Origin of the sequence: Burkholderia sp. 567 (assembly GCF_040545115.1) — a bacterium.
Lineage (GTDB): Bacteria > Pseudomonadota > Gammaproteobacteria > Burkholderiales > Burkholderiaceae > Burkholderia > Burkholderia ambifaria.
Genome location: NZ_JBEPLG010000005.1, coordinates 389,333 through 404,093, shown reverse-complemented (window position 1 = coordinate 404,093; position 14,761 = coordinate 389,333). Strand labels below are relative to the sequence as shown.

Below are 14,761 nucleotides of genomic sequence, written 5' to 3'. Positions count from 1 at the left end.
TTCGTTGCCCTCTTAGGAATGCTTGAATTACAGGTACGGCTTGAGCCAGCCGAGGCCTTCGGACGTGCCGGCCTTCGGGCGATACTCGCAGCCGATCCAGCCGTCGTAGCCGAGCGCGTCGATCAGCGCGAACAGGTACGGATAGTTGAGCTCGCCGATATCCGGCTCGTGGCGCTCGGGCACGCCGGCGATCTGGATGTGGCCGATGCCCGCGAAATCGCGCTTGAGCTTCATCGCGAGGTCGCCCTCGACGATCTGGCAGTGATAGCAGTCGAACTGCACCTTCAGGTTCGGCGCGCCGACTTCCGCGCAGATCTCGTGCGCATCGTCCTGGCGGCTCAGGAAATAGCCGGGCATGTCGCGCTGGTTGATCGGCTCGATCAGGATCGTGATGCCGTGTGCGAACGCGGCCTGCGCCGCATGCCGCAGGTTCGCCAGGTAGGTGTCGCGATGGCGCGCGCGCTCGGCACCCGGCGCGACCATCCCGGCCATCACGTGCAGCTTCTTGTTGCCGAGCACGCGCGCATAGTCGAGCGCCTGGTCGATGCCGCGCCGGAACTCGTCCTCGCGGCCCGGCAACGACGCGATCCCGCGCTCGCCGGCGGCCCAGTCGCCGGGCGGCGCGTTGAACAGCGCCTGCTCGAGATTGTGCGCGTCGAGCCGCGCGCGGATGTCCTCGGCGGCGAAGTCGTACGGGAACAGGTACTCGACGGCCTTGAAGCCGTCGGAAGCGGCGGCGGCAAAGCGTTCGAGGAACGCGTGCTCGGTATACATCATCGAGAGGTTGGCGGCGAAGCGGGGCATGGCAGCGGTTCCTGTGAATGAATGGAGCGGGGCGCACGGCGCCCCGAGTCGAATGGCGGCAGGCTCAGCGGTTCACGAGTTTCGCGGGCGTGAGCCACACGGCGATCGCACCGATCACGAGCATCGACGCGAGCACGTACATGCCGGACGACGTGCTGTGCGTGAGGTCCTTCAGGTAGCCGATCACGTACGGGCTCGCGAACCCGGCGAGGTTGCCGACCGAGTTGATGATCGCGATCCCGGCGGCAGCGGCGGAGCCGGCGAGGAACGCGGTCGGCAGCGACCAGAACAGCGGTGCGCAGGTCAGCACGCCGCCCGCCGCGAGCGACAGGAACACGATCGACACCGCCGTATTGTGCGAGTACGACGCGGCGACCGCAAACCCGACGGCGCCCATCAGCGCCGGCACGATCAGGTGCCAGCGGCGTTCGCGGTGCTTGTCCGCGCTGTGGCCGAACAGGTTCATCACGACGATCGCGACGACGAACGGAATCGCCGACAGCAGGCCGATCTGCAGCGTATCGGTGATGCCGGTCGACTTGACGAGCGTCGGCATCCAGAACGTGAGCCCATACTGGCCGGTGACGAACGCGAAGTAGATCAGCGACATCCACCACATGCGCGGGTCGGCGAACACGGCTTTCAGCGAATGGCCGTGCTTGTGCTGTTCCTGCGGCTGCGCGGCGATTTCATCCTCGAGCAGCTGCTTCTCGCGCTCGTCGAGCCACTTCGCGCCGCGGATGCCGTTGTCGAGATACAGGATCGTCGCGATGCCGATGAGCAGGGCCGGCACGGCCTCGATCACGAACATCCACTGCCAGCCGTGAAAGCCGGAGCCGCCGTGAAAGCGTTCCATGATCCAGCCCGACAACGGGTTGCCGAAGATGCCCGACACCGGAATCGCCGACATGAACACCGCGATGATCTTCGCGCGGCGATGCGACGGGAACCAGTACGTGAGATACAGGATCACGCCCGGATAGAAGCCGGCTTCCGCGAGACCGAGCAGAAAGCGCAGCACGTAGAACTGCGTCGGTGTCCTGACGAATGCGAACACGGCAGACAGCAGGCCCCACGTGATCATGATCCGCGCGATCCAGATGCGCGCGCCGAGGCGGTGCATCAGCAGGTTGCTCGGCAGCTCGAACAGGAAGTAGCCGAGGAAGAAGATGCCGGCGCCAAGGCCGAAAACGGTTTCGCTGAACGCAAGGTCCTGCGACATCTGCAGCTTCGCGAAGCCGACGTTCACGCGGTCGAGATACGCGACCACGTAGCAGAGCATCAGGAACGGCACGATGCGCCAGAACACTTTCTTGTAGGTGCGGTCGAGCTCGGCCGATTGGGCGGGCGCGGCGGGCGAGCGGCTTGCGGCCGCGTCGAGAGCAGTCATCGTCGTCTCCATCGATGTTGTGTGCCGGCGGCGCGTACGCCGCCGGATCATGTGTGTGTGCTGAGGCAAGGGCCCGCGCACACGGCGGGCATGGGAATCGGTACGTCGTTGGCGCGTGGCCTGTGCGCGATGCGTCGCGCTACCAGCGCGCGCCGAAGGTCTGGCGCAGTTCGTCGAGTGCGGCGTCGGACAGCGGCTCGGGCTTCGGATGCGTCATCAGCCACAGCCGCGCGGTTTCCTCGAGTTCCTCGAGCGCATACGACGCGTGCGACACCGACTGCCCCCACATCACCGGGCCGAGGCGCTCGAGCAGCACGCCGCGCACCTGGTCGGCGAGCGCCGCGACTTCGGCCGCGACGGCCGGGTCGCCGGGGCGCCGATAGCGGATCAGCGGAATGTGGCCGACCTTCATCACGTAGTACGGTGTGATCGGCGGCAGCACGTCGGTGTCGCGCCATACGCCCGCGAGCGTCAGCGCGACGAGATGCGTCGAATGCGTGTGGACGATGCCGTTGGCTTCCGTGTTGCGCGCGTAGATCCCGCGATGCAGCGTGAGCGTCTTCGACGGCTTGCCGCCCGATAGCGGCTGGCCGTCGAGGCCGACCTTCGCGATGTCGTTCGGGTCGAGCCGGCCGAGGCACGCATCGGTCGGCGTGATCAGCCAGCCGTCGGCAAGCCGCGCGCTGATGTTGCCGGCGCTGCCGACCGCATGGCCGCGCGCATACAGGCTCGCGCCGACGACGCAGATTTCTTCGCGCAGTTTCGCTTCGTCGCGCATCATGCGGCTCCGTCGAGCGCGCGCAGCGCCTTGTCGAAAAAGTCCACCGTGCCGAAGTTGCCGGACTTCAGCGCGAGGCCGAGCGGCTGCGCGTCGATGGTGGCGGTGGCCGGCACGCCCGGATCGATCTGCGCGCCGATCTGCAGCGACTGCACGTCGAGCGCTTGCACGACCGCGCCGGACGTCTCGCCGCCGGCGACGACGAACTTGCGCACGCCGAGCTCGCGCAAGCCGCGGGCGATCGCCGCGAGCGTGCTTTCGACGAGATGACCGGCCGCTTCGACGCCGAGCGCCTGCTGGACGGCCTTCACTTCGTCGGGCGACGTGGTCGCATAAATCAGCACGGGTTGCGGCAGGTGCGAGCGTGCGAATGCGAGGGCGTCGTCGACGACGGGTTCGCCGCGCGATGCCGCGAGCGGATCGATCCGGAAGCTCGGACGGCTTTCGCGCCACGCGGCGACCTGCGCGTTGGTCGCCTTCGACGCGCTGCCGGCGAGCACGGCCGACAACCCGTCGATGCGCGGCAGCGACGCCGCGTTGTCGCGCTCGGGCAGCAGCCCCGCGCGGCGGAAATTCTCCGGCAGACCGAGCGCGACGCCAGAGCCGCCCGTGACGAGCGGCAGGTTCGCGCACGCTTCGCCGAGCACGTGGAGGTCGTGGTCCGACAGTGCGTCGGCGATCGCGAAACGCGTGCCGTCCGCGCGCAGCGCGTCGATGCGCGCACGCACGGCGGCCGCGCCCTGCGCGATCGTGTCGTAGCGGATCAGTCCGACCTTCGACGTCGTCTGCCGCTGCAGCACGCGCACGAGGTTGGCGTCCTTCATCGGCGTGAGCGGGTGGTGCTCCATGCCCGATTCGTTCAGCGGCACGTCGCCGACGAACAGGTGGCCGCGAAAGATCGTGCGGCCGTTCTCGGGGAACGCCGGGCACGCGATCGCGAAATCGCCGCCGGCCGCATCGAGCAGCGCGTCGGCGACGGGCCCGATGTTGCCCGCGTCGGTCGAGTCGAACGTCGAGCAGTACTTGAAGAAGAATTGCCGGCAGCCCTGCGCGCGCAGCCATGCGTAAGCGGCGAGCGATTGCGCGACGGCGTCGGCGGCGGGAATCGTGCGCGACTTCAGCGCGACGACGATCGCATCGGCGTCGACCATGGTGTCGAGCGCGGCGCCGTCGGCGGGCACGCCGATCGTCTGCACGGTACGCATGCCGCTCTTGACGAGCATGTTCGCGAGATCGGTCGCGCCGGTGAAATCGTCGGCGATGCAGCCGAGCAGGGGACGGGAAGCGGAAGCGGTCATGGCAGGAGCGTCGTTCGAATCAGCGGGCGGGCGGCAGCGTGATGCCGGGGAAAGTCTTGATCACGGCGGAATCGTCCTCGCCGCCGTGGCCGGCGCTCGACGCGCTCATGAACATCTGGTGCGCGGTGGCCGACAGCGGCAGCGGGAACTTGCTGCGACGCGCGGTATCGAGCACGAGGCCGAGATCCTTCACGAAGATGTCGACGGCCGACAGCGGCGTGTAGTCGCCGTTCAGGATGTGCGGCACGCGGTTCTCGAACATCCACGAATTGCCGGCGCTGTGCGTGATCACGTCGTACAGCGCGTCGGCGTCGACGCCTTCGCGCAGGCCGAGCGCCATCGCCTCCGCGGCCGCCGCGATATGCACGCCGGCCAGCAGCTGGTTGATGATCTTCACCTTCGAGCCGATGCCGTGCGCGTCGCCGAGGCGATACACCTTGCCGGCCATCGCGGCGAGCACGTCGTCGCAGCCCGCATACGCGGCGGCGGGGCCCGACGTCATCATCGTCATCTCGCCCGACGCCGCGCGCGCGGCACCGCCGGACACCGGGGCGTCGAGCATCTGCAGGCCCGCGGCCTCGATGCGCGCGCCGAGCGCAACCGCGAAGTCGGGCGCGACGGTCGCGCTCGCGATCACGACGCCGCCCGGCTTCATCGCCGCGACCGCGCCGTGCTCGCCGAACAGCACCGTTTCAGTCTGCGCGGCATTGACGACGAGCGTGACGACGACGTCGCACTGCGCGCCGAGTTCGGCCGGGCGCGCGCAGGCCACGCCGCCTTCGGCTGCGAACGCCTGCAGCACGGTGTCGCGTACGTCGCATGCGTGCACGCGGAACCCCGCGCGCAGCAGCGAGCGGGCGACGCCCAGGCCCATTGCGCCGAGGCCGATGACTCCAACATTTCGTGACATGGTCAACCTTGATCGATTCGGGAAGAGGTTCGGGACGATGGCGGCGCCCGCTCGGGCACCGCCGCCGGCTTCAGCAGATGCCGGCTTCCGCGAGACGGCGCGCGGCGTTGTACATGTGCGTGCGTGCCGCGTTGCGCGCCGCCATCGGGTCGCGCGCGCGGATCGCGTCGGCGATCGCCGCGTGTTCCTCGCGCACCTGCCGCGAGAAATCCTCGCGCGTCGCTTCGTTGCGCCGCGTGACCTTCACGCCAGCCTCGAGGTACTGGTTCAGGAACTGCAGCGTCTTCAGGAAATACGGGTTGCCGGTGACGGCCGCGATCGTGCGGTGGAACGCGACGTCTTCCGCGACGCCGTCGCGCCCTTCGGCCGCCGCAGCGTCGATCTTGCGCAGCGCGTCGTCGATGTCGGCCATGTCGTCGGCGGTGTGGTGCAGCGCGGCTTCGGCCGCGACTTCAGCCTCGATCGCGCGGCGCACCGCGAGCAGGTGCGGCAGCGAGCTGGCCTCGACGGCTTCCGCGTAGTCGATCCGCAGCGGCCGGATTGCGCCGTGCTGGTTCACGTACACGCCGCTGCCCTGGCGCGGCTCGACCACGCCTTCGTTCTTCAGCCGCGAGATCGCCTCGCGGATCACGGTGCGGCTCACGCCGAATTCCTGCGCAAGCACGGCTTCCGTCGGCAACTTGCCGCTGGCCGAGAAACTGCCGGCTTCGATCTGCTTGAGCAGCTGCTTCGCGACGTGATCGCTCATCGCACGGGCGGGAATTTTCTCGAACATGGCGCTCTGGTTTGTAAGGTGATGTGGTCATCATACAAATTTGGACGAGCGTCAGCATCCGGAATAACCCTGAATCAACGATCCGCGAACGTCGGGCAAGTTGATTGGAACCGGTTCCAATTAGAGGGGAACGTGCGGCGATCGTGCGCGGTTCGATGCGCGGTCGGAGGAGGAAAGGAAGCGCGCCGGAGACGGCGCGCGATCGTCAGTCGGCGATGTCTTCGACGGGATCGGCATCCGTCGCGGCCGGCACCGCGACTTCCGCGACTTCACCGCCGCGCTCGCGATAGGTGGCCGGCGGCACGCCGAACTGCTTGCGGAACTCGCGGCCGAGGTGCGACGCGTCGGCGAACCCGCAGCTCGACGCGATATCGGCGACGGTGCGGTCGGAGCTGGTCAGCAGCCACGCGGCGGTGCGCAGCCGCACCTGCTTCGCGAACGCCTGCGGGCTCCTGCCCGTCTCGGCCTTGAACAGCCGCTCGAGCTGGCGCGTCGACATGTCGAGCTTGCACGCGAGTTCCTCGAGCGGCAGCGAGCGCCCGACATGCTGTTCCATCAGAAGAATCGCCCGCTTGACCTTCGGGTGCGTGGCCGGTTCGAGGCCCGGCGGATGCGGCTGCGGCGCATTGCCTTTCTGCATCTCGCCGACGAGCAGGATGCGCAGCGCCTTCTGCACGGTCGCATGGTCGAAATGACGCAGCAGGATCGCGGCGGCGACGTCGATCGACGCGCGGCCGCCCGAGCAGGTGATGCGGCGCTGGTCGATCACGAACAGGCGGTCGGCGATCAGCAGGTCGGGATCGGCGCTCGGGAAGCGCTCGATGAAATCCCAGTAGTGGAACCAGCTCACGCAAGTGCGATAGCCGTCGAGCACCTTCGCGCGCATCAGCGTGAACACGCCCGTGCAGATCCCGACGACCGTCGCGCCGGCCCCCGCCGCGCGGCGGATGAACTCGAGCGTTTCGGGGCCGGCTTGCGGCCCGGAGTGCAGCAGCCCGCCGACCACGACCACGTAGTCGAATGGTTCGGCCCCATCGAAGGTTTCCCACGGCGTGATCTGGATCCCGCAGCTCGCGCGCACCGGCGCCAGCGTTTCGCCGATCACGCTCCACGCGCAGCGCACGGGCTTGCTGTAGTCGCCGTCGTCGGCCGACAGCCGCAGCATGTCGACGAAACCCGAGAAGGCCGTGAGCGTGAAGTTCGGCAGCAGCACGATGCCGAAGCGGATGCGCTGCGGCGCCGGTTCGGCGAGGGGGGAAGCGGGTACGTCGGGTGTCATCGCGGTCAATCTCGTCACGCCGGAAAGGCAGGTCTCACTCGTTTCACTCGGTTTGCGGGGTACGTCTGCCGGGCGGTGCAGGCGCCGGCCGACTTGTGCTTTTGCGTCGCGAACCATCGCCAAAACGCACTTTCCGGCCGCCTTGCGCGGGGCTTGGCGGCGCTATCCCACGCCGATGCCGTTTTTGTTCTATCTGCCAATTTTACGCTTTGATGTACTGATGCCAACGACATTTCACGTACGCCCACCCAGAGGAAGCCAGATGAACGTCAGCGCGTTCGACCTGTTCAAGATCGGCATCGGCCCGTCCAGTTCGCACACGGTCGGCCCGATGATCGCCGCGTGCCGCTTCGCATCGCACATCGAGGACGCGAACCTGCTCGGCTTCGTGCGCCGCGTGCGGGTCGAACTATACGGCTCGCTCGGTGCAACGGGCAAGGGCCACGGCACCGACAAGGCGGTGCTGCTCGGTCTCGAGGGCCATCTCCCGGACACGATCGATCCGGACCTGATCGAGCCGCGGCTCGCCGGGATCCGCGCGGAGAAGTCGCTGACGCTGCTCGGCAAGCAGACGATCCGCTTCGACGAGAAGGAGAACATCGGCTTCTATCGCAAGCTGATGAGCGGCACGAGCATCGTGCACCCGAACGGGATGCGCTTCCAGGCGTTCGACGAGCATGGCCAACTGCTCGTCGAGAAAGAGTATTACTCGGTCGGCGGCGGCTTCGTCGTCAATCGCGACGGCGATCGCGTGAACGGCGTGCGCGCGGCGGTCGAAGTGCCGTATCCGTTCCGTACCGGCGACGACCTGATGCGCCAGTGCCGCGAACACGGGCTGTCGATCGCCGAGGTGATGCTGCGCAACGAATGCGCGCTGCGCCCCGAGGACGAAGTGCGCGCGGGGCTGCTCGCGATCTGGCGCACGATGGCTGCATGCGTCGAGCGCGGCTGCAAGGTCGAGGGCGAACTGCCGGGCCCGATGCGCGTGAAGCGCCGTGCGGCCGAGATGAACGGGCACCTGCGTGCGCGTTCGGAGGAGTCGCTGCGCGACCCGCTGTCGATGCTCGACTGGGTCAACCTGTATGCGATGGCCGTCAACGAAGAGAACGCGGCGGGCGGCCGCGTCGTCACCGCGCCCACCAACGGCGCGGCCGGCGTGATTCCCGCGGTGCTGCACTACTACGTGAAATTCGTGCCGGGCTCGAACGAAGCCGGCATCGTCGAATTCCTGCTGACGGCCGCGGCGATCGGGATCATCTACAAGGAAACGGCGTCGATTTCCGGCGCGGAAGTCGGTTGCCAGGGCGAAGTGGGTGTCGCGTGCTCGATGGCCGCGGCCGCGCTCGCCGCGGTGATGGGCGGCACGCCGGATCAAGTCGAGAACGCGGCCGAGATCGGCATGGAGCACAACCTCGGCATGACCTGCGACCCGGTCGGCGGGCTCGTGCAGATCCCGTGCATCGAACGCAACGCGATGGGCGCGATCAAGGCGCTGAACGCGTCGCGGATGGCGCTCAAGGGGAACGGCCAGCACTACGTGTCGCTTGATTCGGTGATCAAGACGATGCGCGAGACGGGTGCCGACATGAAGACGAAATACAAGGAAACGTCGCGCGGCGGTCTTGCCGTGAACGTCATCGAATGCTAACGAAGGATCACTAACATGAGCCGCTACTCGATATTCAGCCTGTTCCGCAACGGCCTCTCGTATCACGAGAACTGGGAAAAGCAGTGGAAGAGCCCGGAACCGAAGAAGGAATACGACGTCGTGATCGTCGGCGGCGGCGGCCACGGCCTCGCAACCGCCTACTACCTCGCGAAGGAGCACGGCATCACGAACGTCGCGATCCTCGAGAAGGGCTGGATCGGCGGCGGCAACACCGCGCGCAACACGACGATCGTGCGCTCGAACTACCTGTGGGACGAATCGGCCGCGCTGTACGAGAAGGCGATGAAGCTGTGGGAAGGGCTGTCGCAGGATCTGAACTACAACGTGATGTTCAGCCAGCGCGGCGTGATGAACCTCGCGCACACGCTGCAGGACGTGCGTGACACCGAGCGCCGCGTGAATGCGAACCGGCTGAACGGCGTCGACGCCGAATTCCTGACGCCCGCTCAGATCAAGGAAATCGAGCCGACGATCAACCTGAACAGCCGCTACCCGGTGCTTGGCGCATCGATCCAGCGCCGTGCGGGCGTCGCGCGTCACGACGCGGTGGCCTGGGGCTTCGCGCGCGGCGCGGACCGCGCCGGTGTCGACATCATCCAGAACTGCCAGGTCACGGGCATTCGCCGCGAAGGCGGCGCGGTGGTCGGCGTCGATACGGTGAAGGGCTTCATCAAGGCGAAGAAGGTCGCGGTGGTGGCGGCCGGCAACACGACGACGCTCGCCGACATGGCCGGCGTGCGCCTGCCGATCGAAAGCCACCCGCTGCAGGCGCTGGTGTCCGAGCCGATCAAGCCGGTGGTCAACTCGGTGATCATGTCGAACGCGGTGCACGCGTACATCAGCCAGTCCGACAAGGGCGACCTCGTGATCGGCGCGGGTATCGACCAGTACACGGGCTTCGGCCAGCGCGGCAGCTTCCACATCATCGAAAGCACGCTGCAGGCGATCGTCGAGATGTTCCCGGTGTTCTCGCGCGTGCGGATGAACCGCCAGTGGGGCGGCATCGTCGACGTGTCGCCGGACGCATGCCCGATCATCACCAAGACCGACGTGAAGGGCCTGTATTTCAACTGCGGCTGGGGTACCGGCGGCTTCAAGGCGACGCCGGGCTCGGGATGGGTGTTCGCGCACACGATCGCCCGCGACGAACCGCATCCGCTGAACGCACCGTTTGCACTCGACCGCTTCTACACCGGCCACCTGATCGACGAGCACGGCGCTGCCGCCGTCGCGCACTAATCCCCGCACTGAAGGAGAAAGAAACATGTTGCTGATCGAATGTCCGTGGTGCGGGCCGCGCGCCGAATCCGAGTTCACGTGCGGCGGTGAAGCCGACATCGTGCGCCCGGTGGCGAACGAGAACATGACCGACCGCGAATGGGGCGAATACGTGTTCATGCGCGAGAACAAGCGCGGGCTGCACCGCGAGCAGTGGCTGCACACGCAGGGCTGCCGCCGCTGGTTCAAGGTCACGCGCGACACGGTGACCTACGATATCAAGGGCTACGAAAAGTTCGGCGGGGCTGCCAACGGCGCCGCTGCCGGCAACGCACACGAAGAGGGCACGAGCAAATGAGCCAGAAAGACCGCCTCGGCACCGGGGGCCGCATCAATCGCGCGATTCCGCTGACGTTCACGTTCAACGGCCGCACGTATCAGGGCTTCCAGGGCGACACGCTCGCGTCCGCGCTGCTCGCGAACGGCGTGCACTTCGTCGCGCGCAGCTTCAAGTACCACCGTCCGCGCGGGATCGTGACGGCGGACGTCGCGGAACCGAATGCCGTCGTGCAGCTCGAGTCCGGCCCGTACACGGTGCCGAACGCGCGCGCGACCGAGATCGAGCTGTACCAGGGCCTCGTCGCGACGAGCGTGAACGCCGAGCCCTCGCTCGAGAACGACAAGTACGCGATCAACCAGAAGTTCTCGCGCTTCATGCCGGCCGGGTTCTACTACAAGACCTTCATGTGGCCGCGCAACATGTGGCCGAAGTACGAAGAGAAGATCCGCGAGGCCGCCGGCCTCGGCAAGGCGCCCGAGGTGCTCGACGCCGATCGCTACGATAAATGCTACGCGCACTGCGACGTGCTCGTGGTCGGCGGTGGCCCGTCGGGCCTCGCCGCCGCGCATGCGGCCGCGACGGCCGGTGCGCGCGTGATCCTCGTCGACGACCAGCGCGAGCTCGGCGGCAGCCTGCTGTCGTGCCGCGCGGAAATCGACGGGAAGCCGGCGCAGCAATGGGTCGAGAAGATCGAGGCCGAGCTGCGCAAGCTGCCCGACGTGACGATCCTGTCGCGCAGCACCGCGTTCGGTTACCAGGACCACAACCTCGTGACGATCACGCAACGCCTGACCGATCACCAGCCGGTGTCGATGCGCAAGGGCACGCGTGAGCTGCTGTGGAAGGTCCGCGCGAAGCGCGTGATCCTCGCGACCGGCGCGCACGAGCGTCCGATCGTGTTCGGCAACAACGACCTGCCGGGCGTGATGCTCGCCGGCGCGGTGTCCACCTATGTGCATCGCTACGGCGTGATGCCGGGCCGCAACGTGGTCGTGTTCACGAACAACGATCGTGCGTACCAAGCCGCGCTCGACCTGAAGGCATGCGGTGCGAAGGTGACGGTCGTCGATTCGCGTGCGTCGTCGAACGGCGCGCTGCCTGCCGCCGCGAAGCGGCAGGGCGTGACGGTAATGAGCGGTGCCGTGGTGACGGCCGCTTCGGGTAAGTGGCGCGTATCGTCGGTCGACGTCGCGTCCTACACGAACGGCCAGACCGGCAGCAAGCTGCAGTCGCTGCCGTGCGACCTCGTCGCGATGTCGGGCGGCTTCAGCCCGGTGCTGCACCTGTTCGCGCAGTCCGGCGGCAAGGCGTGCTGGAACGACGAGAAGGCGTGCTTCCTGCCGGGCAAGCCCGTGCAGGCCGAGGCGAGCGTCGGTGCGGCTGCGGGCGAGTTCGGTCTCGCACGTGCGCTGCGGCTCGCACTCGACGCGGGTGTCGAAGCGGCGAAGGCCGCCGGCTTCGCGGCGCCGCAGCGCGTGGCCGCGCCGCAGGTCGCCGAAACCGTCGAAGGCGCGCTGCAGCCGTTGTGGCTCGTCGGCAGCCGCGAGGACGCCGCACGCGGGCCGAAGCAGTTCGTCGACTTCCAGAACGACGTGGCGGCCGCCGACATCCTGCTGGCCGCACGCGAAGGCTTCGAGTCGGTCGAGCACGTGAAGCGCTACACCGCGATGGGCTTCGGCACCGACCAGGGCAAGCTCGGCAACATCAACGGGATGGCGATCCTCGCGCAGGCGCTTGGCAAGACGATTCCCGAAACGGGCACGACGACGTTCCGCCCGAACTACACGCCGGTGTCGTTCGGTACGTTCGCGGGCCGCGAGACCGGCGATTTCCTCGACCCGATCCGCAAGACGGCCGTGCATGAATGGCACGTCGAGCACGGCGCGCTGTTCGAGGACGTCGGCAACTGGAAGCGGCCGTGGTATTTCCCGAAGAACGGCGAGGATTTGCACGCGGCCGTGAAGCGCGAATGCCTCGCGGTGCGCAACGGTGTCGGCATCCTCGACGCGTCGACGCTCGGCAAGATCGATATCCAGGGTCCGGACGCGGTGAAGCTGCTGAACTGGATGTACACGAACCCGTGGAACAAGCTCGAGATCGGCAAGTGCCGCTACGGGCTGATGCTCGACGAAAACGGGATGGTGTTCGACGACGGCGTGACGGTGCGCCTCGCCGACCAGCATTTCATGATGACGACGACCACCGGCGGCGCGGCGCGCGTGCTCACGTGGCTCGAGCGCTGGCTGCAGACCGAATGGCCCGACATGAAGGTGCGGCTCGCGTCCGTCACCGATCACTGGGCGACGTTCGCGGTGGTCGGCCCGAAGAGCCGCAAGGTCGTGCAGAAGGTGTGTCAGGACATCGACTTCGGCAACGACGCGTTCCCGTTCATGAGCTACCGGAACGGCACCGTCGCGGGCGCGAAGGCGCGCGTGATGCGGATCAGCTTCTCCGGCGAACTCGCGTACGAAGTGAACGTGCCGGCCAATGCGGGCCGCGCGGTGTGGGAAGCGCTGATGGCGGCCGGTGCCGAGTTCGACATCACGCCGTACGGCACCGAGACGATGCACGTGCTGCGCGCGGAGAAGGGCTACATCATCGTCGGCCAGGACACCGACGGCTCGGTTACGCCGTACGACCTCGGGATGGGCGGGCTCGTCGCGAAGTCGAAGGACTTCCTCGGCAAGCGTTCGCTGTCGCGCTCGGATACGTCGAAGGAAGGCCGCAAGCAGTTCGTCGGCCTGCTGACGGAAGACGAACAGTTCGTGCTGCCGGAAGGCGCGCAGATCATCGCGAAGGACACGCAGGTGTCGACGGTCGATCCGACGCCGATGATCGGCCACGTGACGTCGAGTTATTACAGCCCGATCCTGAAGCGCTCGATTGCGCTGGCGGTGGTGAAGGGCGGCCTGAACAAGATGGGCGAGAGCGTCGTGATTCCGCTGGCCAACGGCAAGCGCGTCACCGCGAAGATCTCGAGCCCGGTTTTCTACGATACCGAAGGGGTGCGCCAGCATGTGGAATGAAACGAGAAACCAGACGCCGGTGGCAGGCGCGGGCGTGACGCTTGAATCGCCGCTCGTCGGCTCGGCCGATGTGCTGAAGCCGCATCAGGCGCGCGCATCGAAGAAGTTCACGCTGCGCGAGCGGCCGTTCCTCGATCTCGTGAACGTGCGCGGCGAGCTGAGCGACCCGGCATTCGTCAGCGCGTTCGAGCGCGTGGTCGGCTGCCGGCCGCCGTCGGCGCCGAACACGGTGGTGCGCGCCGCCGAGTACGACGTGCTCTGGCTCGGTCCCGACGAGTGGCTCGTGCGCTCGAACGGGCCCGTCCAGGCGGGCGTGCTCGAGGCGCAGCTCGCAGAGGCCGTGCAGGGTTCGTATGCGGCGGCTGTCGACGTCGGCAGCGGCTACACGGTCGTCGAGGTCAGCGGCGAACGCGTGCGCGACGTGATCGCGCGCGGCTGCCCGCTCGATCTGCATCCGCGCGTGCTCAAGCTGGGCCAGTGCGCGCAGTCGCACTACTTCAAGTCGCCGATCACGCTGATCCCGACCGGCGACGATACGTTCGAGATCGTCCTGCGTCGCAGCTTCGCCGACTATTTCGTGCGCATCATGCTCGACGCCGCGGCGCCGCTCGCATCATGAAGCCGTTCGACGAACCGTTCGTGGCGATCGACGCGCCGCGCCTGCGCGGGCGCGGGTGGAGCGTGTTCGTCGACGAACTGAAGGTGCCCGCGCGAATCGGCATCCACGCGCACGAGCACGAGGCGCCGCAGCCGATCGTGATCGATGCGCGGCTCGGGTATCGCTGCGAGCCGAGCGAGCAGGGTGAGTGGATCGACTACGACGGCTACTGCGCGCGTGTCGCGTCGTTCCTGTCGCACAAGCCGCATACGCGGCTGCTCGAAACGCTCGTCGCCGATCTCGCGGTGCTGTCGTTTCGCGAATGGCCGGCGCTGGAGTCGCTGACGCTGTCGATGTACAAGCCGAAGATCCGGCCGGGGACGAAGCGCGTCGGCGTGTCGCTCGACTGGACGCGTGGGGATTACCTGCGGTGGACGGGGGCGGCGGGGCAGTTGTGAGCGGGTGATGCCCGCTCGCGGGCGATTCGGTCGCAGCTCGGGCGGCGGCGCGGAAGCGTCGCCGCGCTTGTTTTAGTTCCTGAAATATCGGAACAAAGGGCGATGAGACGCTGTGTTCTGCATTGTTCCTGAAATATCGGAATAATTAGGCTTTCGGCCTATGGTCGACTATAATTCCGATATTCTCGTAACTATGTGATCGGGCACGGGGCGCCAGC

General features: G+C 67.3%; 13 protein-coding genes. 6 read left to right on the top strand and 7 right to left on the bottom strand.

What is annotated here, in order from left to right:
* Positions 1-27 precede the first annotated feature (27 nt).
* The 7 genes from otnI to ABIC50_RS17575 form a co-directional block, all read right to left on the bottom strand.
* Complete coding sequence (otnI, locus tag ABIC50_RS17605) at positions 28-804, bottom strand: 2-oxo-tetronate isomerase (RefSeq protein ID WP_229063241.1); 777 nt, start codon at positions 802-804, stop codon at positions 28-30.
* A gap of 64 nt (positions 805-868) precedes the next feature.
* Positions 869-2,194 carry an MFS transporter gene (locus ABIC50_RS17600; RefSeq protein ID WP_354165779.1) on the bottom strand — a complete coding sequence of 442 codons (1,326 nt, stop codon included), beginning with the start codon at positions 2,192-2,194 and terminating at the stop codon, positions 869-871.
* A 139-nt stretch (positions 2,195-2,333) separates the two neighbouring features.
* Positions 2,334-2,972 carry a 3-oxo-tetronate 4-phosphate decarboxylase gene (otnC, locus tag ABIC50_RS17595; protein ID WP_354165915.1) on the bottom strand — a complete coding sequence of 213 codons (639 nt, stop codon included), beginning with the start codon at positions 2,970-2,972 and terminating at the stop codon, positions 2,334-2,336.
* The gene (gene otnK / locus ABIC50_RS17590; RefSeq protein WP_354165776.1) at positions 2,972-4,270 is read right to left on the bottom strand and encodes a 3-oxo-tetronate kinase; all 1,299 of its coding nucleotides are present in this window, start codon (positions 4,268-4,270) and stop codon (positions 2,972-2,974) included. Before otnK ends, otnC begins: the two co-directional genes overlap by 1 nt.
* Before the next feature lie 19 nt (positions 4,271-4,289).
* Positions 4,290-5,180 carry an L-threonate dehydrogenase gene (gene ltnD, locus ABIC50_RS17585; protein ID WP_354165773.1) on the bottom strand — a complete coding sequence of 297 codons (891 nt, stop codon included), beginning with the start codon at positions 5,178-5,180 and terminating at the stop codon, positions 4,290-4,292.
* 70 nt (positions 5,181-5,250) lie between these two features.
* Complete coding sequence (locus tag ABIC50_RS17580) at positions 5,251-5,955, bottom strand: FadR/GntR family transcriptional regulator (protein ID WP_354165772.1); 705 nt, start codon at positions 5,953-5,955, stop codon at positions 5,251-5,253.
* A gap of 205 nt (positions 5,956-6,160) precedes the next feature.
* The gene (locus ABIC50_RS17575; RefSeq protein ID WP_354165769.1) at positions 6,161-7,234 is read right to left on the bottom strand and encodes a GlxA family transcriptional regulator; all 1,074 of its coding nucleotides are present in this window, start codon (positions 7,232-7,234) and stop codon (positions 6,161-6,163) included.
* A 262-nt stretch (positions 7,235-7,496) separates the two neighbouring features.
* Here ABIC50_RS17575 and ABIC50_RS17570 point away from each other — a divergent pair, with 262 nt between their 5' ends.
* From ABIC50_RS17570 to ABIC50_RS17545, 6 genes are read left to right on the top strand one after another with little or no spacing between them, the layout of a single operon-like run.
* Positions 7,497-8,882 carry an L-serine ammonia-lyase gene (locus ABIC50_RS17570; protein WP_006749888.1) on the top strand — a complete coding sequence of 462 codons (1,386 nt, stop codon included), beginning with the start codon at positions 7,497-7,499 and terminating at the stop codon, positions 8,880-8,882.
* 15 nt (positions 8,883-8,897) lie between these two features.
* On the top strand, positions 8,898-10,142 hold the full coding sequence (locus ABIC50_RS17565) for a sarcosine oxidase subunit beta family protein (RefSeq protein ID WP_006480591.1): 1,245 nt from the start codon (positions 8,898-8,900) through the stop codon (positions 10,140-10,142).
* A gap of 25 nt (positions 10,143-10,167) precedes the next feature.
* On the top strand, positions 10,168-10,479 hold the full coding sequence (locus tag ABIC50_RS17560; RefSeq protein ID WP_011659514.1) for a sarcosine oxidase subunit delta: 312 nt from the start codon (positions 10,168-10,170) through the stop codon (positions 10,477-10,479).
* Entirely contained in the window at positions 10,476-13,487 is a 3,012-nt protein-coding gene (locus tag ABIC50_RS17555) for a sarcosine oxidase subunit alpha family protein (protein WP_175702920.1), read from the top strand. The genes ABIC50_RS17560 and ABIC50_RS17555 overlap by 4 nt, the downstream gene beginning before the upstream one ends.
* A complete protein-coding gene (locus ABIC50_RS17550) occupies positions 13,477-14,106 on the top strand; it encodes a sarcosine oxidase subunit gamma (RefSeq protein ID WP_354165766.1) in 630 nt (209 codons plus the stop codon). The genes ABIC50_RS17555 and ABIC50_RS17550 overlap by 11 nt, the downstream gene beginning before the upstream one ends.
* Positions 14,103-14,543 carry a dihydroneopterin aldolase gene (locus ABIC50_RS17545; RefSeq protein WP_006749884.1) on the top strand — a complete coding sequence of 147 codons (441 nt, stop codon included), beginning with the start codon at positions 14,103-14,105 and terminating at the stop codon, positions 14,541-14,543. The genes ABIC50_RS17550 and ABIC50_RS17545 overlap by 4 nt, the downstream gene beginning before the upstream one ends.
* Positions 14,544-14,761 lie beyond the last annotated feature (218 nt).